Origin of the sequence: uncultured Phascolarctobacterium sp. (assembly GCF_937920985.1) — a bacterium.
GTDB lineage: Bacteria > Bacillota > Negativicutes > Acidaminococcales > Acidaminococcaceae > Phascolarctobacterium_A.
This window is the reverse complement of record NZ_CALDXR010000033.1, coordinates 40,590-62,359: the sequence shown is the minus strand read 5'-3', so window position 1 is coordinate 62,359 and position 21,770 is coordinate 40,590. Positions and strand designations below refer to the sequence as shown.

The window sequence follows — 21,770 nt, the reverse complement described above, 5'->3', positions numbered from 1 at the left end:
ATACCTGCCTTTCTTTAATTTTAACTATTGCCATGGTATTCGCCAAATGCAACGTAAACACCTGCCTTAGCCTTAAAACAAATTACCTCCCTGCTGGTATTCTCCGAAAACCTCGCGCAGTACGCCGCAGATTTCGCCTAAGGTTGCATAGGTTTTAACAGCATCAATCAGATAAGGCATAAGGTTAGCTTCACCCTTGGCAGCTTCCTTCAGAGCTTTCAGGGAAGCATCTACTGCTTGCTGGTCACGGTGAGCCTTCATTTCATTTACACGGGCAATCTGACGTTCCGCAACGCTTAAATCTGCCGTAATAATATCATTTGTTTTGACAGCCTTATTGTCTGCAAATTTGTTGACGCCGATGACTGTACGCTTGCCTTTTTCAATATCTGTCTGATATTCGTAGGCATGGGCAGCCATTTCACCTTGCATATAGCCTTGTTCGATAGCAGCAACCGCACCGCCCATGGCATCAATTTTTTGGATGTATTCATAAGCTTCTTTTTCGAATTTGTCAGTGAGTGCTTCAACATAATAGGAACCGGCCATGGGGTCGATTGTGTCGGCAACACCACTTTCGTAAGCGATGAGCTGTTGGGTGCGCAGTGCAAGCGTTGCACTTTCTTCCGTCGGGAGGGCAATGGCTTCGTCATACGCGCAGCAGGCCATCGACTGAATGCCTGCAAGTACAGCAGACATAGCCTGCCAGGTAATGCGGGCAACGTTGTTCAAAGGCTGCTGTGCTGTCAGCACGCTGCCTGCGGTATGAACGTGTACTCGCAGCATCTGTGCTTTGGGAATGGTAGCTCCGTAACGCTCTTTCATGATGCGTGCCCACAAGCGGCGGGCAGCGCGGAATTTAGCTATTTCAGAGAAGAAATTCAGGCCTGCGGTAAAAATCCAGCTGATACCGGGAGCAAAATCATCAACCTTTTGGCCTGCTTTGATTGCAGCATCAATATAGGCCATGGCATTAGCGAAGGCAAAAGCGATTTCCTGTACCTCGGAAGCACCTGCTTCGCGAATATGATAAGCGCCAACGCTGATAGTATTCCATTTGGGGATATTCTGCGAGCAATAAGCAAAGGTATCTGTAATCAGGCGCATGGAAGGACGTGGCGGGAAGATATAGGTTCCACGGGCGATATATTCCTTGAGAATATCGTTTTGAATAGTGCCCTTCAACTGCTCCGGTTTTACGCCCTGCTTTTCGGCAACAGCAACATACATTGCCAAAAGTACGGCTGCCGAACCATTGATGGTCATCGAGGTGCTGACCTTGTCCAGCGGAATCCCTTCAAAAAGCTTTTCCATGTCAGCGAGAGAATCAATAGCTACGCCAACCTTGCCGACTTCGCCTTCGGATAACGGTGCATCGCTGTCCAGACCGATTTGTGTCGGTAAATCCATAGCTACGGAAAGACCGGTTTGGCCTGCCTGCAGCAAATACTTGTAACGGGCATTGGTTTCTTCGGCAGTGGCAAAGCCTGCATAAGCACGCATAGTCCACAGGCGGCCTCTGTACATTGTGGGCTGTACGCCACGGGTGAAGGGATACTGACCGGGAAAGCCGAGTTTACTGTTATAATCAAATTTTTCATCGATATCTAAGGGTGTATATAAGCGCTTTTCGCTTAAATGCTGCCGTTCAGGGAATTTTGCGATTGCCTTGGCAACCTTGGCATCATAGGCATCTAAGCTAAGCTGTAAATTTTCTCGTGTAGTCATAATGATTTTCCTCCTTGGATTTCTCTTTCATCGTGCCTGTTTTTTCTAACGCTATGTGCATGTCGAAGGCGTGTTCCAAATCAACAGGCTCATGGCCGTTTTTTCTTTGCGCCATTTTCAGGTAATCATAAAGCTGTTCCCTGAAATCGGGGTGGGCGCATTTTTCGATAATCAGTTTGGCCCGTTTTAGAGGACTCAGACCGCGGATATCGGCTACACCTTGCTCGGTAATAAAAACCATCGTATCATGTTCGGTATGATCTGCGTGTGAAACCATGGGAACTACGCTCGAGATATTACCGCCTTTGGCAGTTGATGGGGTAGAGAATATTGTCAGGTAACCGTTGCGCATATAATCTCCGCTGCCGCCGATACCGTTCATCATACGGTTGCCCATAACATGGGTAGAATTTGCCTGACCGTAAATATCAAATTCAAGCGGTGTATTCATGGAGATAACGCCGAGGCGGCGGATGACCTCCGGATTATTGCTGATGTCGAGCGGGCGCAGAACAATGCGATTACGGTAGAGCTCGGGATCTTCTTTATACATCTCCCAAACTGTCGGCGATGGGGTGAAGGCACAGCCGGAGGCTTGGGTGACCTTATCGCATTTGATCAGCTTAAAAACAGAATCTTGCAAAATCTCCGAGTACATAGTAAGATTATCAAATTTAGATTCTGCCAAACCCATTAATACAGCATTGGCTATGTTTCCTACGCCGGACTGCAACGGCAGCATTTGCTGTGGCAGACGGCCGTGGCGCTGCTCGTGCTCCAAAAAATCAACCAGGTTAGCGGCAATTTTTTTGCTTGCTTCATCAGGAGCGCTTAAATTGCGTACATGGTCGACAATGTCTGATTCGACGATGCAGGTAATTCTGTCAAGTCCGCAGCTTACATAAGGAGAACCGATGCGGTCGCCGACATGGTAAATAGGAATTTCGGTGCGCTCTGGTGGTTTGCTGCAGATGTAAATATCGTGCATTCCCTCCAGCGTCAGCGGGATAGATGTGTTGACCTCAACGATAATTTTTTTTGCATGCTTTACAAGCATAGGCGTGTTGCCAACACCGGAACCGAGAACAATGCTGCCGTCTGCATTAATAGCAGCGGCTTCAACGATTGCAACATCAACATCGCCGTAAAAGCCGTAGTCGATTTGTTGGGCAAAGTGGCTTAAATGCTGATCAATATAGGTTACGCTGCCGGTGTTGATCTGGCGGCTGAGTATTTTGTTGGAGGCTGCATAATAAGGCATGCGTCCGCTGATACCGCCGACTTCGGCAAGTGTTTCTTCGATTTCCGGTCCGACGGAAGCACCGCTCCAAATATTGATACGGCATTTTTTGCCGGCCTTGATGGCTTTAGCGAGAGCAAGTGTGGTTTTCTTAGGATAGCCAGAGGGGGTGAAGCCGCTGACACCGACATTCATACCGTCGGTAATCAGTGTGGCTGCTTCGTCCGCGCTGACTATTTTGTCAAATAGGCAGGGGGTGCGCAAACGTGTTGCATCCAGCATTTTAAAAACCTCTTTTCTTTTTTGGAAATTTCCTTATCTGCTTACAGTTTAAATCTATCAACATATAAAGTAAAATACGGAAAATACATTTTACATATAAAAAATGCATATACGTTAACTCGTTCTTTGATGCGGGAACAGGATAATTCATGATATATAGTTGTCTGTTTTTAGAAAAAAACGAAAAACTTATGCGTTTATTCCTAATCACTTATAAAAATAATCTATTGGAGTTATATGCGTTTTGCATATGCTGTCATTGGTTTTATGAAAAATTTAATTTTAAAAACTAAAAAAGTACTCAGAAATATTGCTGTATAGTATAATAAAGGCAGAGAGAAGTAAAGGAGAACTATATATGGACATAGAATATTACCGCAATTTTATTGCCATAGTTGAGGCCGGCAGTATTTCTGCCGCAGCTAAGCAGATAGCGATTGCCCAACCGGCGCTGAGTAATCAGCTTAAGGTGCTGCAGAAGCGTTTTGGTACGCAGCTGCTGCATGTGCGCCGTGGCGGTCACAGCATTGAGCTTACGGATGCAGGCTGTATTTTATATAACAAGGCTAAGTATATCTGCTCGGTCGAAAACAGCGCTCTGAAGGAGATAGTTGACTGTCAGGCAGGTTTTAGCGGTACGCTGCGCATCAGTCTGTCACCTTCGATGTCAATAAACTTTATTAAAAACTTTTTGAGTGATTTTTACAGAGAGTTTCCGCATATTAATTATGAGCTGTATGAGGTGCCGATTGACGAACAAACCCAGCAGCTTTTGGAGGGGAAAACGGAAATAGGCATTGCCAATGCACCCCTAAAGCAATCTAAACGCTTTGAAACGCTGTTCAGCCGTAAAGAGCGTCTGGTTGCGCTTTTTCATAAGGATAGCCCGTATCTGAAAAATGATAAGCCTAATATCCTGCTGGATGATTTGGAGGACATTCCGTTATGTCTTTCGCGTGGCTGTTCTGAGCTGTTTTTTTCTGTGTGCTCGGATTCACACATTTTCCCGCAGGTTATGAGTATTAATACTACTAAGCTTTCGGCCATAGCCTGGGCAGAAAAAATACCGGTGTGGCAATTGTACCGGCACCGGCTGTAGAATTGTTTCCGGCGAATCTGGTCCGCAAGGAAATCAAGGATGAGCGCTTGTTTCTGGAGATGACGCTGTCTATAGTTAAGGGCAGAGAGCTGTCGCAGGTTGCGCAGACCTTTATTAATTATTATATGCAGAATAAATAAAAATACGCCTTAGGCTGTTGATGCCTAGGGCGTATTTGTTTGCCTTCTTACTGTATTTTTTTCTTCGGGCGGTATTCTGATATAAACAGACCAGTCATCGTCAGGATGGTACCGAGTGCTACCAGCAGAGTAATTTTTTCCTGCAGGACAATCGCCGAGGTAATGACGGTGATGACGGGAACCATATAAATATAAACGCTGGCTTTTACTGCGCCCAACTCCCTAACTGCCAAATTCCAGGTGACGAAGCAGAGGGCGGAAGCACCCAGACCCAGAAAGACGATGTTAAAAAGATAGGTAGTATTGGCGAAGCGCGCCAGGTTCAGTTCAAAATCCAGAAAGCCCAGCGCCGGCAGCATAAAGAGAATGCCGTAGAAAAAGGTTCTGCGTGTAGCGAGGATAACAGGATAACCATAGCTGCTGATTTTTTTCGTCAGCAGAGCATAAAACGCCCACACGACGGCAGCCGAAATCGCCAGCAAATCACCCAGTGGATTGAGCTGCATGGCTGCACCGTTGAAGCTGATGCAGGCGATGCCTGCCATTACGATGAAAAAGCCGATGATGAACTGTTTGCTTAAGCTGCCGTCAGAATGCATAAAATAATGCGCCAGCAGCGCAGTAAAGAAAGGCGCTGTGCTGCCGATTACGCTAACGTTGGAGGCTTGCGTATAGGTCAGGGCGATGTTTTCCAAAAGGTAGTAGAGGCAGATGCCGCAGAGGCCTGCTGCCATAAAAACAGGCTCCTGCTTTTTATCTGTTTTCAGCATTTTAGGATAGGCCAGCCAAAGGGCGAAAAAGGCCATAATAAAGCGGAAAAAAAGAATTTCCAGCGGCTGAAAGCCGGTAAGTAAAACCTTGGTAGAAATAAAGGTCGTGCCCCAGGTAGCAATTGTAATGAGGGCAGCAATGTGACCGATGTAGCGAGTGTTTTGCATTTGCTTGGGAATCTCCGTTCTTTTAGTGTGCAGTAAAACGCACTCTATGATTTTAGCAGACTAAAATCCTGCTATGAACAAACTATCCCCTCTGCCAATGCAACAGAAGGGATAGTTTGTAAAATTTTATTTTGTGTGCTTGTCTTCGGCAGCCTGCTTATTGGGGGCTGCTGCTGCGTATTTCGTCAGGGCAACCTTCGTAATGTGGAAGTCGCCTACGGCAGCAGGACCGTCGATACAGCCGTTGGAGCAGGCCATGCCTTCGATATAGCTGCAGTCGAGCTTGCCTGCGGCAGCAGCCTTAACCGTATCACGGCATTTGTCCAGTCCGGAGCAGTATTGCGCATTATGTACCTCACCGCCCATAGCTGCAACCGTATCCTGCACGGCAGCGCTTACGCCGGCCGTCAGCGGGAAGCTCAGGCCAAGCTTGGAGGCATCGCGTTCATAAGCAGTATCACCTCTCATTTCCGCAAATTTTATATCCTTGCCCTCCAGCATGCACATAATCTCTTCAAAGGTCAGCACGTAGTTGATGGTTTCGCGGTGCTCGCGTGCTTCCACCTTTTTGGCGATGCAGGGACCGATGAACACGGTAACGGCATAGGGATATTTTTGCTTGATTAATTCGGCACAGGTAAGCATGGGGGAGGGAGTGTCGGAAATCTTGTCTGCTGCCTCCGGTACCTGCGTTTTAATCAGCTTAACAAAGGCAGGACAGCAGGAGCTGGTCATAAAGCCCTGCTTGGCAGGAACCTTCTCCAAATATTCCTCTGCTTCCTTAACGCTGGTGATATCGGCGCCAACGCCAACCTCTACAACTTCAGCGAAGCCTGCTTTTTGCAGTGCCTCGTAAATTTGCGCCATGGTAATCTTCAAACCGTATTGGCCTACGATGGACGGTGCCACAAGGGCGATAACCTGCTTGCCCTGCTGGATTTCGCGGATAACGCGGATAATATTGCTGCGCTCGTCAATGGCGCCGAAGGGGCAGGCGTTGCGGCAGGCACCGCAGGAAACACATTTTTCGTGGTCAATGACAGCCTTACGGTTTTCACCGATGCTGATGGCACCGATGGCGCAGGCACGCACGCAGGGACGATGGATTTCGATAATCGCACCGTAGGGGCACATCTGCTTGCAACGACCGCATTCGATACATTTCGTTTTATCGATAAAGGCGCGGTCCTGAATTATGCTGATAGCCTTTTTCGGGCAGTTATTCATGCATTTGTGGGTGATGCAGTGACGGCACATATCGGTAACGTAATAAGCATCAATCGGGCATTGGTCGCAGGCTGCGGGGAGCACGTCGATAATCGGCAAATCGGTGCGCTCAGGCTCGTTCAGCGTCAGCTTGGCAGCCTCGATGATATTGCTGGAGCACTCCTGACCCAGCGCCATATCAATACGGTTTTTCAGTACAGCTCTTTCTTTATAAACACAGCAACGGTAACGCGGAGTGTCCTCGCGTACCTCCTGCAGAATATCGTAGACATGATCAGGCAACTCGTTATTCCAGGTGTAGCGGGATAAATGCTCCAGCACCATGCGGCGCAGCTGCGCAACAGCGGTTAATTCCATAAGGGTTCCTCCTTGGCAATTAGTTATATTGCGTTTTGCATTGCATACTCTATACTGTACAATTCTTTACAGAACGCAAAAATCCTGCTGAAGCGTGTGTAGTATAACCGTTAATTTTATATTAGCATTATTTTTTGAAGATATTCATGCGAAAAGCAATTAACATATCGGGAAGTGAATAAAAATTTTAGCAAATGAGTGTCTGGAAGCATCGAAGTGCTGCATTGTTTGAGCGCTATTGTATGTTTATCTTGCAAAAATTCCTAGCTTCGCGCGAGTTTTGCAGCACTTCGCATATGGTTCCACACGAAATTTGCGTTGTGCCCTTTGGGCACGGAAAATTTTTTCTGAACGGAAAGAAATGTTAATTGTGACGCTAACAGAAAAAGCGTTTTCCACGAAAAAAATAAAAATTTTTCCTCTTACCCCCCTTTACAAATTCAAATCCTAGTATTATAATAAGCGCATAAAGCAACGACGTGGTTGTTGGATTGAAAGATCCAAACTTCGTGGTTGCTTTTTCTGTTATATCAGCGGTGAGAATTATAATTTATATCTTACCCATGATAAGTGCAACGAAGCACCGTAGCAGCGCAAGGCGCAGCTGACGGTGCTTTCTTATTTACAGAGCCAGAGAGAAGAAAATCTGTAAAGCACAAAAAACTGTATTTCAAATGAGGGGCTTACACTTCGTAAACCCAAGGAAATTCTCAGAGAGAAATTAGGGAGGTTTTACAATGAATGATGTACCGAAACTGTTTGGCAGCTTAGTTTTTAACGAAAGCGTTATGAAGGACCGTCTGCCGACTGCAACCTATAAGGCATATAAGGCAGCAGTGCTTGCAGGCACTCCGCTGAATCTGGAAATTGCTAATATCATCGCCAATGCTATGAAGGACTGGGCTCTGGAGCATGGCTGCACTCATTTCACCCATTGGTTCCAACCGATGACCGGTATTACTGCTGAAAAGCATGAAAGCTTCATTTCTCCTACTGCCGAAGGCCGTGTTATTATGGACTTCTCCGGCAAAGAGCTGATTCAGGGCGAGCCTGATGCTTCCAGCTTCCCGTCCGGCGGCCTGCGTGCAACCTTTGAAGCCCGCGGCTATACAGCATGGGACCCGACCTCCTATGCATTTATCAAAGATAACTGCCTGTGCATTCCTACAGCCTTCTGCTCCTACACCGGCGAAGTGCTGGATAAAAAGACTCCGCTGCTGCGTTCCATGAATGCAGCCAGCAAAGCAGCCTGCAAGCTGCTGAAGCTGTTCGGCATTGATACCATCCGCGTCAACAGCACTGTTGGTCCGGAACAGGAATATTTCCTCGTAGATAAAAAAATGTGGGAAAAACGTAAAGATCTGGTTTACACCGGCCGTACCCTTTTCGGTGCGAAATCTCCGCGTGGGCAGGAGCTGGACGACCACTACTTCGGCATTATCAAGCAAAGAGTTCTTTCCTTCATGAAGGATTTGGACGAGGAGCTGTGGAAGCTGGGCGTACTCGCCAAGACCGAGCATAACGAGGTTGCTCCGGCACAGCACGAGCTGGCACCTATCTTCACAACTACCAACGTAGCATCTGACCATAACCAGCTGATGATGGAGTTCATGAAACGTGTTGCTCTGCGTCACGGTCTTGTTTGCCTGCTGCATGAAAAACCTTTTGATGGTGTAAACGGCAGCGGTAAGCATAACAACTGGTCCTTATCTACGGAAGAAGGCCTGAACCTGCTGGATCCCGGCAAGGAGCCGTACAAAAACATCCGCTTCCTGACCTTCCTGGCAGCAATTATCAAGGCTGTTGATGAATATCAAGATCTGCTGCGTGTATCTGTTGCCAGCGCCGGCAATGACCATCGTCTGGGCGCAAATGAAGCTCCTCCGGCTATCGTATCCATGTTCCTTGGCACTGAGCTGACTGCAGTTCTCGAAGCTATTGCAGCAGACAAGGTTTACAACGGCAACCCGGAAAGCTACATTAAAGTAAGCGACGATACCATTCCTGCTCTTGTTAAGGATAACACCGACAGAAACAGAACCTCTCCCTTCGCCTTCACCGGCAATAAATTTGAATTCCGTATGCTGGGCAGCATGTTCTCCATCGCTGGTCCCAACATCGTACTGAACACCATCGTTGCCGAAGAGCTGGATGAATTTGCTGATAAGCTGGCAGATGCTCCTGATCTGGAAGCAGCAGTATATGATTTGGTTAAAGAAACCTACAAGGCTCATAAGCGCATTGTCTTCAACGGTAACGGTTATACCGATGCATGGGTTGAGGAAGCAGCTAAACGTGGCCTGCTGAACCTCAAATCTACTCCGGAGGCTCTGCCGTATCTGGGACATGCCAAGAACATCGAGCTGTTCGAAAAGCATAACATCTTCACTAAAGCCGAGGTTGAATCCCGTGTAGAAATCCTGCTGGAGAACTACAGCACCACGATTTCTATCGAAGCAGCAACCATGCTGGATATGTTCCATAAGGACATCCTCCCGGCAGTTACCGCTTATACCGGAGATTTGACCAAAGCAGTACTTGATAAAAAGGCTGCCGGTATCAGTGCAGGATTTGAAGGCGCACTTGCCGATAAGCTGAGCAAGCTGGGCGGAGAAATGTATGCATCCTCCCTGAAGCTGGAAGATGGCTTGAAGGAAGCAGCAGAAATCGGCGATAGCGAGAAGCAGGCTCTGTACTATCACGATACCGTTCTTGAAGAAATGGGCAAGCTGAGAAGTGCTGTTGATGCTGCCGAAGCTTTGACCGGTGGTAAGTATCTCGACTATCCGACTTATGGTGAGTTGTTGTTTGGTGTAAATGAGTAAGCTGCAGTTGCCTTCTCGACAGCCTTGAGTAAGGTGTGTTAAGATAAAATAATATATATAAACTCATACACAATGGGGTGTATCCGAAAAATCGGGTACGCCCCTTTTTCTTTAGCTAATGCCATGTGAGCGCTGCTCAATGACACGTTAAAAAATATTATAATTTGAGGGGTGTTTACAAATGGACAAATATGTATCTGCCGATACTATATGGGTGCTGATAGGTGCCTTCTTGGTATTTTCTATGCAGCCGGGCTTCGCAATGGTTGAAACAGGCTTTACCAGAGCCAAAAATGCCGGCAACATCGTCATGAAAAATGTCATGGATATGTGCCTCGGCTCCATTGTTTTCTGGGTTCTGGGCTTTGGCCTGATGTTTGGTACCGATATCGGCGGCTTCATCGGCACGCCGGACTTCTTTGTAAAAGGTGATTACGGTGCCAGCTATCCAAGCACTGCGTACTTTATCTTCCAGACGATGTTCTGTGCTACAGCAGCAACAATTGTTTCCGGTGCTATGGCAGAACGTACCAACTTTCTGGTTTATTGCATTTACAGCGTATTAATCAGCGCTATTATTTACCCGATTAGCGGTCACTGGATTTGGGGCGGCGGCTGGCTCGCACAGATGGGCTTCCACGATTTCGCCGGTTCAACTGCCGTTCATATGGTAGGCGGCGTTGCTTCTCTCGTCGGTGCCAAGATGATTGGCGCGCGTATCGGCAAATACAATGCCGACGGTACGGTAAACGCTATTCCCGGTCACAGCATTCCGCTTGGGGCCTTGGGCGTTTTCCTTCTCTGGTTCGGTTGGTTTGGCTTCAACGGTGCTTCCACCGTCTGCGCAACCGGTGATGACGCCTTGGTTTCCATGGGTGCTATCTTCATTACCACTAACATGGCTGCAGCAGCTGCTGCTACCGCAACTATGATTTACACCTGGATTCGTTACGGCAAGCCTGATGTTTCCATGACACTGAACGGCGTGCTTGCAGGTCTGGTAGCAATTACCGCAGGCTGCGACATGGTAAGTCCGGCCGGCGCTTTAATCATCGGCCTGATTGCCGGTGTGCTGGTAGTTGCTGCTGTTGAATTCTTCGACCAGAAGCTGAAGATTGATGATCCTGTCGGTGCCATTTCTGTTCACGGTGTTTGCGGTGCCTTCGGTACTATCGCAACCGGTCTCTTCGCTCTTGACGGTGGCCTCTTCTATGGCGGCGGTACTGATTTCCTGGTAAAACAAATCCTCGGCGTTGTAGTTGTAGCAATCTATGTTGCGATTACGATGACGATTATCTTTAAAGTTCTTGATAAGCTCTTTGGTCTGCGTGTTAAGGAATCCGAAGAAATCAAAGGCCTGGATATGGAAGAGCATGGCCTGCTCAGCAGCTATGCCGACTTTATGCAAACTCCGTTGGAGGTACAGACCTCTGTTACTACTACTTATGTTACTCCGGTCAAGGAAACTGCAGCTAAGCCTGCAGGCGCAGTAAAGATGAGCAAGGTTGTTATTATCACCTCGCAAAATCGTTTCGAAGCATTGAAAAATGCTTTGGATAAGCTGGGAATTACCGGCATGACTGTTACCAAGGTTTTGGGCTACGGCATCCAGAAGGGCTCTACGGAAATGTATCGTGGTGCTGAGGTTGCTGCACACCTGCTGCCGAAGGTAAAGGTTGAAATGATTGTTTCCGCAATTCCTGTTGCAGCAGTAGTCAATGTTGCTAAGCAGGTTCTGTATACCGGCAAATACGGCGATGGCAAAATCTTCATCTATGATGTTGAGGATGTTGTTAAGATTCGTACCGGTGAAACAGGCTATGATGCTCTGCAGGATTATCCTATTGAGGAAAAATAATTTGCTTCTCCCTAATCTAACTCCCTAATAAAACAGGAAGGCGCTCGATGTCTTGCGTAATGCAGGCTAAGAGCGCTTTTCTGTGTGTTGGAGGAGAATGCTTTTATAATCTTATTATGGCGAAAAAACTTGCAAAACTGCATTGTTTAGGCCAAAATAAGATTGAATCGTATTTTAGTCGGATTGGAGTGAATGCTATGAATAAAAACGTTGCTTTATATAATGAGATGATAGCTTTTTTTGCCGGAGATGCACGCCGCTGCCAGCATTTTATCAAGGTTGCCAGTTTGGCCAAGCAGCTGGCTGAGAGCGAGGGTGCAGATGCAGAGCTGACAGAGCTTGTTGAGGCGGCAGGTCTTGTGCATGACTGCGGTATTAAGCCGGGTGAAGCCAAGTACGGTGCCGGTCATTGCACCGGTAAAATTCAGGAGCAGGAGGGACCGTCGGTAGCACGCGGGCTTTTGCAAAAGGTTGGCTATACACCTGAAAAAATTGAACGCATCTGCTATCTTGTCGGTCATCATCATACATATAATATGATTGACGGCCTTGATTATCAGCTGCTTGTGGAAGCTGATTTTATAGTAAATTTTTATGAGGACGGTACGCCGAAGGAGAATATTGCCAAGGCTGTGGAGCGGATTTTTAAAACAGAGAGCGGAATAAAGCTGGCAAAGACTATGTTCGGTCTTTGATATACAATGCTGTGGCTTTTCGGTTACAGCATTTTTCTTGCTATTTTGTTCTATGCTTGCTAAAATAAACAGGATTAGGTTATTTTTTGGAGGCATAGAATATGAAGGAAATTTATGATTTAGCAGAGCAGTACCATAACGAGGGCAATAACTGCGTAGAATCCGTAGTTAAGGCGTGCAATGACGGCTTAAAGCTGGGCCTGCCGGATGTAGCAATCCGCATGGTGTCCGGCATGGGTGGCGGTATCGGCCGCAGTGGCTGCGTGTGCGGTGCGCTGAGCGGTTCCTGCCTGGTTATCAGTTCTATCGTTGGCAGATTGGATCCGTCTGAAAAGCATCAGACAGAGGTCTATAAATATACGCATGAGTTTCATGAGCGCTTTACCAAGCATTTCGGCACTTCCTGCTGTAGAGCACTGAATCGCCTGAGCTTCGGTACACCGGAATACAGAACTAAATGTATTAAGATTACTGCCGAAGCGGCAGACATGGTATCTGATTATCTGCAGGAAAAGGGCATGGTAAAATAATACTTAACTGCGGAGCTTGCAGAAGGACTGAGGGAGGTCAGGCTGATGGAAAAAACTGAGTTGAAAAATATTGTAATTTTGGCAACCGGCGGTACTATTGCCGGCAAGGCTGCCTCCGGTATCCAGATGACAGGCTATACTGCTGGTGCCTACAGCGTTGCCGATTTGCTGGCAGGTGTGCCTGAACTGGGCGAGCTGGCGCATATCAGCGGCGAGCAGCTGTGCAACATCGACAGCAGCAGTATTACCGATGCGTTGCTGCTGCGCTTGGCGCAGCGCTGCAATGAGCTGCTGGCGCAGGATGATGTCGACGGCGTTGTTATTACCCATGGTACCGATACTATGGAAGAAACGGCCTTCTTTCTGAATCTGACGCTAAAGAGTGCTAAGCCGGTGGTACTCGTGGGCGCAATGCGTCCTGCCACCGCAGTCAGTGCCGACGGACCTTTGAATATTATCAACGCTGTTAAGGTAGCTGTGGATGCTGTAAGCGCCGGACAGGGCGTGCTGGTGATGATGAACGATGAAATCTACAGCGGGCGTGACGTGACCAAGACGAACACGGCGAATGTGGCAACCTTCAAGGCAACGAACGGTGGTCCTTTAGGCTTTATAGTTGGCGGTGAGGTACATTACTATTATCGCAGCGTGCGTCCGCACACACTGCAGAGCGAATTTGATGTGAGCGGTGTTACTGCTTTGCCGCGCGTGGATATCATCTACACGCATATCGGTGAGGATCGCGTATTTGTGGATGCGGCACTGGCAGCAGGCGCACATGGCCTTATCTACGCCGGCAGCGGTATGGGCAGCATTCATGAGGCTGTGGAAGCGGCGCTGGCGGAGGCTGTTGGCCGCGACGTTGTAGTAGTGCGTTCCAGCCGCACCGGCAGCGGTATTGTTGCCGCAGGTCTGGAGCGTTGGCAGGAGCAAGGCTTTTTGTATGCGGATAATCTTAATCCGCAAAAGGCACGCCTTTTGCTGCAGCTGGCACTTTTGCGGACGCAGGAGCGCAACGAGGTGCAGGAGATTTTCAGTTGTTACTAAAAGATAAACAGCATAAAAGCAAAAAAGCTATCAGCGGGCAAAGCCCGGTGATAGCTTTTTTATGGTGCGCTTTAAAATTTTACCATCTTCTGTAACCGTTATGGTGCTTGGCACGTTCTGCCTGACGGGCAGCGCGCTCCGCTTCGTAAACCTCGCGGGCAGCGAAGAAATCCCCCAGCTTCCAGCCACGGTTAAACATTTCAATCAGCAGCTTGCCGGTGTTGTTGGCATCGTCAAAGGCGGTGTGCCACAGGCCGGCTGTGTTGACCTCCTGTTCCTCGGTAGCCTTTTTCAGACCGGTGGTGTAATCATCACCCTTCCAAAGGCGGTAGGCCAGCGCCAAATCAAGATAGTCCTCGTATTTTACGGGGTTTTCGATTTTATGACGCTCGCAGCCTGTCTGCAGTACCTTGTAATCCTCGGTTCCCCAAGCTACAAAGTAGGTTTCGCCGCTTTCATACAGCGCTGCCAGCTCCTGCACCATGTCAGGAAATTCAATGGCCTGCTGCATATCCTTAGCGGTAATCATGCAAAAATCCATAGAATCCTTAGCCTGCTTAGGATAAAAATGCGGTTTGACAAAGCTTTGTATGCGTCCGCAGTCGGTGAGCGGTTCGTCGTCCAGCTTCACTGCACCGATTTCGATAATCTCGGAAAAGAAGCCGCGCGGACGGCCGACAGGGCGCTCGTAGGTAGTAAATTCAAAATCAACGACTAAAAATTTCTTCATTGCAATTCCTTCTTACACTAAAGCATAGCCTGCTGCTCAGTGCTTTTTACCGCAGCATTTTTTATACTTTTTGCCGCTGCCGCAGGGACAGGGATCGTTAGGATAAACCTTTTTCGCTTTGGCACCTACACGGGTATTTTGCTGAGCTGCCTGCTGTGCGTCACGCAGCAGCTTGATAGTTTCGTTAGGAGTGTGGCCACCGAGGCAGAACATACGGGTAGCATTGTTGCGGGCGTTCTGCAGCAGTACGGAAAGTCTGCCGAGATGGCTGTAATTGTTCCAGGTGGGAATATTAGCCTGCAGCTTCTGAATCAGCTCAGAGGTATTGCCGTCGGTGTTGGAGTTTTCAAATTCATAGATGTACTGGCACCAGTAATGTGCATCCAGTGCCGCAACATTCAGCTCTTGAGTGAAGAAGTCATGCAGATCCTGATATGCGGTAGTAGATTGCATATAACCGTAGTGGGAAAGCATGGTGATTTCCTTTACGGTAGGCAGGTACAGGCCGAAGGGCTTTCTGCCTTGCTCCAGTCTGGTGTAGAAGTCATCGCTGTCATTTTTCTTGAGCAGGATGCGGCCATCTTTAATTGCGCAGGGGTTAAAGTTGCTCGGAACCTCGTCCAGCAGCTGCGGCAGAGTTTCCGGAGTAAGCTCAAAGCCTGCTTTTTGATTATACATTTCGCAGAAAAATTCTACAGGCAGGATAAGGTGCAGGCTGGACATAGCGGTGATGCAGTCCAAAAGCCATGCCAGCTGTTGGCGGTGAGCCTGGAAATCTGCGGTGTTGATTTTTTTGTAGACGGTGCGTGCTTCCTTTACTGCTTCGAAGCAGTCATCGGGATAGGAAACAATGTAGCCCATAGAAATAAAGGGCAGCAGCAGTGCATATTCACTGTAGGTAGGATGGAAACATTTTTTCTCCATGGCTGCTTCGAAGGCCTGAATGTTTTCGTCCGGCATAATAGCAAAGCGTTTTGCTGCAATTTCCGGCTTTTGCATTTCTGTGCAGATTTTTTCAGCAAGCTCGTCCTTTTTGAGCTTGCTGTAGGTGATGCAGAGCTGACGAGCTGCAAAAATCAATTTATCCTTAGTGAAGGCTTTTAAGTAATCCAGCAATACAGGTTTACGGGATGGTTGATTCTTGGTTTTGGTTGTACTTGCAGACATATTGATAGAAAATCTCCTTCTTTGTAATCTTACGTATCTCTTAATTATAAATAAAAACAGGAAATATAGCAAGTGAGGAAATTTAATATACAGTTTATTATACGCTTTTCGGCGGTTAAATTTATTTTTCAGCCTCTACTTTCTGGCGACGCATAGCGGGAATAAGGAAAAAGGCACAGTAAATAAAGGAAAGCAGCACGATTGCGCCGCCGCCGAGACCTATATAAGCGATGGAAGCATGCGTACAGATAAGTCCGCCCAGATAGCTGCCGCTGCCGATACCAAGATTATAAATGCCGGAGTAAATCGACATAGCCACAGCGGAGGTGCTCATAGTAGTTGTGCGCAAAAGCTCTGCCTGGCCTACAACGTTGAAGGCGGTAACGAAGATGCCCCAGACAGCACAGAGCAGCACCAGCAGATAATGATTGATGCTTACGGGGTAGAGCAGCAGCAAAACAACTGCAACGCCAAGTACGGTGATGCGGAAGAAATGGTAACGGCATTTATCGTACAATTTGGAAAAGGCTGCACTGCCCAAAAGTCCGGCTGCACCGAAAATAACCAAGGTGATGGTTATCCAGGCATCATCCATCAGCGCAATCTGCTTCAGGTAAGGCTCGATATAGCTGTAGGCGGTATAATAGCCGGTGGGGAGCAAAAAGGACATCATATAGAGGCCGATGAGCACAGGATTTTTCAGCATTACCGGCAACTGCGAAAGCGTAAACGGTTCGCTTTTTTCCAGCTTGGGAAATACCAGGAACATGTAGGCTAGTACGATAAAGGCTAAAACGGCGATACACATAAAGGCCATGCGCCAGCCTACGTAAAGGCCGATGATACGTCCTAAAGGCAGGCCGACGATGATGGCGATGGCCGTGCCGGTTACAATCATACTCATAGCCAGTGCTTTAAAGGGACCTTTGACAAGACGCACGGCGATAGGCGAGGCGACGGACCAGAAAATGGAGTGGGCGAAGGCTACGCCGATGCGCGAAAGCAGCAGCGTCCAAAAGCCGGTGGCAAAGGCAGAGGCTACATGCGATACGGCGAACAGGCTGATGGTTGCCAGCAAAAGCTTGCGCAGCGGATAGCGGGAAGCAGCAATCATCAGCGGCAGACTCATGAGCATTACGACGTAGGCATAAATGGTAATCAGCATACCGGCCTGCGCTTCTGTCATGCGAAAATCTGCGGCGATATCGGATAAAAGGCCTATGGGCATAAATTCCGATGTGTTAAAAATAAAAGCGGAAACGGTCATGCCGATTAACGGCAGCCATTCGCGGGTAGTTATTTTGTTTTCCATATATATAAAGCACCTTACTTTCATTCTATAAAATTGCGCTGAATATTATAGCACAGCATATTTGTGTGCTACAAGCAAAAAGATTGTAAATTATTTGTTGCGGGATAGTGCGGAGGTTTTCTTTGAAAAGGACTGTCGTTAAGGGGCAAAAACAGTAAAGGCGTTCTACTTAAGTACGGTAGAACGCCTTGGAAATCTTTTATGCTTTTTTTACTTTGCTGTCGCCAGCATCAGCTTAATGCGGTTTTCCTGATTAACGCGGGCAGCGCTGGCATCGTAGTCCAGTGCCAGAATATTGGCCTCCTCGGCAATCTCCTTGATTTTGTTAATCATGCCGCGGCCTGCGATGTGGTTAGGCAGGCAGCCGAAGGGCTGAGCGCAGATGATATTGGTGTAGCCGCTGTGCACCAACTCCAACATTTCGGCAGTCAGCAGCCAGCCTTCGCCCATGTTGTTGCCGTAGCCGATAACGCCCTTGGCCATAGCCTTGGTTTCCTCATAGGTAGCGGGGGCGCTGAAGGGCGCAATACTGAGCGCCTGGTGCAGGATGCCTTCCATATATTTCAAATACCACATAGCGCCTTTGTTGACGCTGTATTTGAGCAGGCTGCCGCCGTAGAGCTTATAGTCCGTAAGATAAGTATCAACACAGTACATGATGAAATTCATCAGACCGGGCAGCATATATTCGCAGTTCTGACGCTGCAGGAAGGCTTCCAGATTGTTGTTGCCCAAAGCTGCATATTTGATGTAGATTTCACCGACAATACCAACCTTGATTTTTTCCTTATTGGTGATAGGCAAATCCGCAAATTCGTGCGCAATAGCCTTAGTAAGCTGCTTGATAGTACCTAAGGCCTGCGCCTTGCCGCTTTTGAAGGCTTCGCTTAAGCGTGCCAGCCATTTTTGCGCCAATCTGTCGGCTGCGCCGTGTACAACTTCGTAGGGACGTGTTTTATTCGTCAGGTACATCAGGGTATCGCCGTAAATTACGGCAGCTAAAAACTTATGCACCATGGATGCATCCAGATGGAAGCCGGGCTGCTGCTCCAGACCGTTGACGTTGAGGCTGATGACAGGGATGTGCGTAAGGCCGGCTTTTTCCAAAGCCTTGCGCAGCAGATAGATATAGTTGGAGGCACGGCAGCCGCCACCGGTTTGGGTGATAATCAGCGCAGTGTGCTCCAAATCATATTTGCCGCTTTCCAAAGCGTTTATCAGCTGGCCGATAACAAGCAGTGCCGGATAGCAGATATCATTATTGACGTATTTCAGACCGGTTTCGATTACCTCGCGGCCGGTGTTGTGCAGAACCTCGGCTTTGTAGCCGCAGCTTACGAGTGCTGCCTGCAGCAGTGAAAAATGCATAGGCAGCATGCCGGGTACAAGTATAGTATGCGTTTTTTTCATATCCTCCGTGAAGGGGGTAAACTTAACGTTAGCTGCTGGTAGCATATGCAAATCTCCTTTAATGATTATCTATATCGAAAAGCTGGGCTGCGGAGAACAGACTGCGGATGCGGATTTTGGCAGCACCAAGGTTGTCGATATCGTCTATTTTTATTTGTGTATAGATGCGTCCGCGTTCTTCGAGGAGGCGGCGGCATTCATCGGCCGTAATCGCATCGCAGCCGCAACCGAAGCTGACGAGCTGAATCAGATGCATATCAGGATTTTGGGCAACATATTCGGCTGCCGCATACAGGCGGCCGTGATAGGTCCATTGGTTGAGCACCTGCAAATCGCGGTTGAGCTCCTTGGTCTTGATATGACTGCTTACGGCATCCTCACTGACGAGGGCAGCGCCCATGTTGGTAATCAGGCGGTCGATGCTGTGGTTGACCTTGGGGTCGATGTGATAGGGACGGCCTGCTAGTACAACGATAGGCTTATGCAGTTCGCGTGCTTTGCTGATGATTTGCTGTCCTCTTGTCTTGACCTGCGCTTCATATTCATAAAAGGCAGTGAAGGCAGCGTCAACAGCCTTGCGGATTTCTTCCTTGGTGATATCCGGGTAGGCCTTGGCAAACATTTCCTGTAGTTTTTTGACCAGCTTCTTTTTATGGAGCAGGCCAAGATAATCATAGAAGAAATGTATTTCGGGCTTATTCAAATCACGGACATTGGCGTGCAGCACTTCTGGATAGTAGGCTACAACAGGGCAATTATAGCAGTTTTCCGTGCCCTGTTCATCTATATTGTAGGTCATGCAGGGATAGAAGATATTGGTGATTCCCTGCTGCAGCAGCCATTTGATATGGCCGTGCATCAGCTTGGCCGGATAGCAGACGGTGTCGCTGGGGATCGTTCCCTGACCAAGACGGTAAATAGTTTTATCTTCAATCGGACTATGGACAACCTTGAAGCCCAGGCTGGAGAGTAAGGCGTTCCAGAAGGGGAGCAGCTCATACATATTCAGGCCCATAGGTATACCCATAATGCCGCGTTTAGGTGTTTCGTTAACAGGCAATTCCTTGAGCAGCTGCAGCTTCTGGCGGTACAGGTTCAGCTCATCCTTGGGTGCCATGTGGGTGATGGGGCGCTCGCAGCGGTTGCCACTGATAAAGCGTTTGCCGCCGGCAAAGGTGTTAACAGTGAGATGGCAATGGTTATTGCACAGGCCGCAGGTCATGCCCTTGACTGTGTGGACGAATTCACCCAACTGCTGCAGGTTAAGCAGCGTTGTCTGATGCGGTGCATCCTTGTAGCGGCGTTGTGCGTACAGGGCAGCGCCGTAGGCTCCCATAAGGCCGGCAATGTTGGGACGGATAACGTTCAAATCCATCTCCTGCTCAAAGGCGCGCAGCACGCAGTCATTGAGGAAGGTGCCTCCCTGAACAACGATGTGCTTGCCGATGGCCTCCTTGCTGGCCGGACGGATAACCTTATATAAAGCGTTTTTTACGATGCTAATGGACAGACCGGCGCTGATGTTGGCAACGGAGGCACCGTCCTTTTGGGCCTGCTTGACGCTGCTGTTCATAAACACGGTGCAGCGGCTGCCTAAATCTACCGGCATATCTGCTTTAAGACCGATTTGTGCGAACTGCTCGGCTGTGTAGCCTAGAATTTCGGCAAAGGTCTGCAAAAAGCTGCCGCAGCCGCTGGAGCAGGCTTCGTTCAGAAAGATGTTGTCGATAGCGCCGTTGTGGATTTTCAGGCACTTCATATCCTGGCCGCCGATATCGAGAATAAAGTCTACCTCCGGCTCCAGATATTGGGCAGCATAAAAGTGCGCCATGGTTTCTACGATACCATAGTCAACACCAAAGCCGTGGCGAATCAGTTCCTCGCCGTAGCCGGTGACTGCACCTGCCAACAGGTGGCAGTTAGGATATTTTGTGTAGAAATCGGTAAGATAATTGCGGACGGCAACAACAGGATTACCCTTATTGCTTTGGTAGAAGGAATCAAGCAATTTGCCGTCAGGACTCATAACAGCGATTTTAATAGTCGTGCTGCCGGAATCGATACCGATAAAGGCTTCGCCAGCCTCCGCAGGGGTACCTATAGCGACACTTTCTTTAGAGTGACGCATCTTGAAAACAGTATATTCACCTTCGTTTTTAAAAAGCGGCGGCAGATGCTCAAAGCTGTGCTGTGCTGCTGCTGTCTGCAGTTTGTCGGGCAGCGTGGTAAGATCCACCTCATGCTCGGCGCAGAAGGCTGCACCCATTGCTACATAAAGCAGACTGTTTTCCGGGCAGATGCCCTTGATATTCAGAATACTGTCAAAGGCATCACGCAGACAGCTCATAAAGGTGAGCGGTCCGCCAAGATACAGCACATTGCCGCTGATGGGACGGCCTTTGGCAAGACCTGTGATGGCCTGGCTGGCTACAGCGTGAAAGATGCTGGCTGCCAGGTCGCTTTTTTCTGCTCCCTGATTTAGTAGCGGTTGAATATCGCTCTTGGCAAAAACGCCGCAACGGCTGGCAATGGTGTATGTGTTCTGTGCCTGCTGTGCCAGCTCGTTCATTTGGGGTGTTTCTACATTCAGCAGGGAAGCCATCTGATCGATGAAGGCGCCAGTGCCGCCGGCGCAGCTGTCGTTCATGCGCGCATCAAAATGGCGGCCTAAGAAGAGAATTTTGGCATCCTCGCCACCTAATTCGATAACGGCGTCGGTTCCGGGATTGAGCTTTTCGGCGCAGATTTTTTCCGCAAAAACCTCCTGCACAAACTGCAGTCCGCAGCTGTCCGCTACACCGATACCGCCGCTGCCGCTGATGGCTAGACGTGCGCTATGCAAGGTAGGGAATTTAGTCATCAATTCTTTATGTAAGGCCAGAATTTTTTCTGCTATCTGGCTGTAATGTCTTTCGTATTTATGGAATAGCAGATTGCCCGCATCGTCGAGTACGGCGATTTTAATGGTAGTACTGCCAACATCTAATCCTATCTGCATAGTAACCTCCTGCGAATATGACTTTCAGACTGGTGCCTGATGCCTGTTCACATTCTTTTTTATAATCTAGGCTGAAAATTCCTCAGTTTATATTGTAATACTTTAGCTGTAATTAGTAAAAGGTGCCAACAATATTTAAAGTAAAAAAAGTGTGAAACCTTGTGGTTTACTTTTATTGTGTTCAATA

16 protein-coding genes are annotated in these 21,770 nt (G+C 48.3%); 7 read left to right on the top strand and 9 right to left on the bottom strand.

Annotated features, from left to right (window positions below; all coding sequences use genetic code 11):
* Window positions 1-72: 72 nt before the first annotated feature.
* The gene (locus tag Q0612_RS06120; RefSeq protein ID WP_298882133.1) at window positions 73-1,728 is read right to left on the bottom strand and encodes a methylmalonyl-CoA mutase; all 1,656 of its coding nucleotides are present in this window, start codon (window positions 1,726-1,728) and stop codon (window positions 73-75) included.
* Window positions 1,700-3,250, bottom strand: coding sequence for a succinate CoA transferase (locus Q0612_RS06115; protein WP_298882130.1), 1,551 nt, complete (start codon window positions 3,248-3,250; stop codon window positions 1,700-1,702). Before Q0612_RS06115 ends, Q0612_RS06120 begins: the two co-directional genes overlap by 29 nt.
* Window positions 3,251-3,608: 358 nt before the next feature.
* On the opposite strand from Q0612_RS06115, the gene Q0612_RS06110 reads away from it, so the two are divergent.
* Entirely contained in the window at window positions 3,609-4,349 is a 741-nt protein-coding gene (locus Q0612_RS06110) for a LysR family transcriptional regulator (protein ID WP_298882127.1), read from the top strand.
* The gene (locus Q0612_RS06105) at window positions 4,322-4,489 is read left to right on the top strand and encodes a hypothetical protein (protein ID WP_298882124.1); all 168 of its coding nucleotides are present in this window, start codon (window positions 4,322-4,324) and stop codon (window positions 4,487-4,489) included. Before Q0612_RS06110 ends, Q0612_RS06105 begins: the two co-directional genes overlap by 28 nt.
* A gap of 47 nt (window positions 4,490-4,536) precedes the next feature.
* On the opposite strand, the gene Q0612_RS06100 is transcribed toward Q0612_RS06105, so the two are convergent.
* Window positions 4,537-5,427, bottom strand: a complete 891-nt coding sequence (locus Q0612_RS06100; protein WP_298882122.1) for a DMT family transporter — start codon at window positions 5,425-5,427, stop codon at window positions 4,537-4,539.
* Between the two features lie 126 nt (window positions 5,428-5,553).
* The gene (locus tag Q0612_RS06095) at window positions 5,554-7,011 is read right to left on the bottom strand and encodes a monomeric [FeFe] hydrogenase (protein WP_298882120.1); all 1,458 of its coding nucleotides are present in this window, start codon (window positions 7,009-7,011) and stop codon (window positions 5,554-5,556) included.
* Between the two features lie 737 nt (window positions 7,012-7,748).
* Between Q0612_RS06095 and Q0612_RS06090 the strand changes: the two genes are divergently transcribed.
* From Q0612_RS06090 to Q0612_RS06070, 5 genes are all read left to right on the top strand, one after another.
* Window positions 7,749-9,836: a glutamine synthetase III gene (locus Q0612_RS06090; RefSeq protein ID WP_298882117.1), complete on the top strand. Its 2,088-nt coding sequence runs from the start codon at window positions 7,749-7,751 to the stop codon at window positions 9,834-9,836.
* Window positions 9,837-10,017: 181 nt separating this feature from the next.
* Complete coding sequence (locus Q0612_RS06085; protein WP_298882114.1) at window positions 10,018-11,694, top strand: ammonium transporter; 1,677 nt, start codon at window positions 10,018-10,020, stop codon at window positions 11,692-11,694.
* A 197-nt stretch (window positions 11,695-11,891) separates the two neighbouring features.
* The gene (locus Q0612_RS06080) at window positions 11,892-12,389 is read left to right on the top strand and encodes an HD domain-containing protein (RefSeq protein ID WP_298882111.1); all 498 of its coding nucleotides are present in this window, start codon (window positions 11,892-11,894) and stop codon (window positions 12,387-12,389) included.
* Between the two features lie 101 nt (window positions 12,390-12,490).
* Window positions 12,491-12,919 carry a C-GCAxxG-C-C family (seleno)protein gene (locus Q0612_RS06075; RefSeq protein ID WP_298882109.1) on the top strand — a complete coding sequence of 143 codons (429 nt, stop codon included), beginning with the start codon at window positions 12,491-12,493 and terminating at the stop codon, window positions 12,917-12,919.
* 27 nt (window positions 12,920-12,946) lie between these two features.
* Entirely contained in the window at window positions 12,947-13,966 is a 1,020-nt protein-coding gene (locus Q0612_RS06070; RefSeq protein WP_298882175.1) for an asparaginase, read from the top strand.
* A 79-nt stretch (window positions 13,967-14,045) separates the two neighbouring features.
* Here Q0612_RS06070 and Q0612_RS06065 read toward each other — a convergent pair whose 3' ends face one another.
* The 5 genes from Q0612_RS06065 to Q0612_RS06045 form a co-directional block, all read right to left on the bottom strand.
* Window positions 14,046-14,696 (bottom strand): exonuclease domain-containing protein, encoded by a 651-nt coding sequence (locus Q0612_RS06065; protein ID WP_298882107.1) that lies wholly within the window; start codon window positions 14,694-14,696, stop codon window positions 14,046-14,048.
* 36 nt (window positions 14,697-14,732) lie between these two features.
* Complete coding sequence (locus Q0612_RS06060) at window positions 14,733-15,863, bottom strand: SEC-C metal-binding domain-containing protein (protein WP_298882105.1); 1,131 nt, start codon at window positions 15,861-15,863, stop codon at window positions 14,733-14,735.
* Between the two features lie 121 nt (window positions 15,864-15,984).
* Window positions 15,985-17,175 (bottom strand): MFS transporter, encoded by a 1,191-nt coding sequence (locus tag Q0612_RS06055; RefSeq protein ID WP_298882102.1) that lies wholly within the window; start codon window positions 17,173-17,175, stop codon window positions 15,985-15,987.
* 210 nt (window positions 17,176-17,385) lie between these two features.
* Window positions 17,386-18,630: a 2-hydroxyacyl-CoA dehydratase gene (locus Q0612_RS06050; protein ID WP_298882099.1), complete on the bottom strand. Its 1,245-nt coding sequence runs from the start codon at window positions 18,628-18,630 to the stop codon at window positions 17,386-17,388.
* 13 nt (window positions 18,631-18,643) lie between these two features.
* Window positions 18,644-21,583: an acyl-CoA dehydratase activase-related protein gene (locus tag Q0612_RS06045; protein WP_298882097.1), complete on the bottom strand. Its 2,940-nt coding sequence runs from the start codon at window positions 21,581-21,583 to the stop codon at window positions 18,644-18,646.
* Window positions 21,584-21,770: the final 187 nt, after the last annotated feature.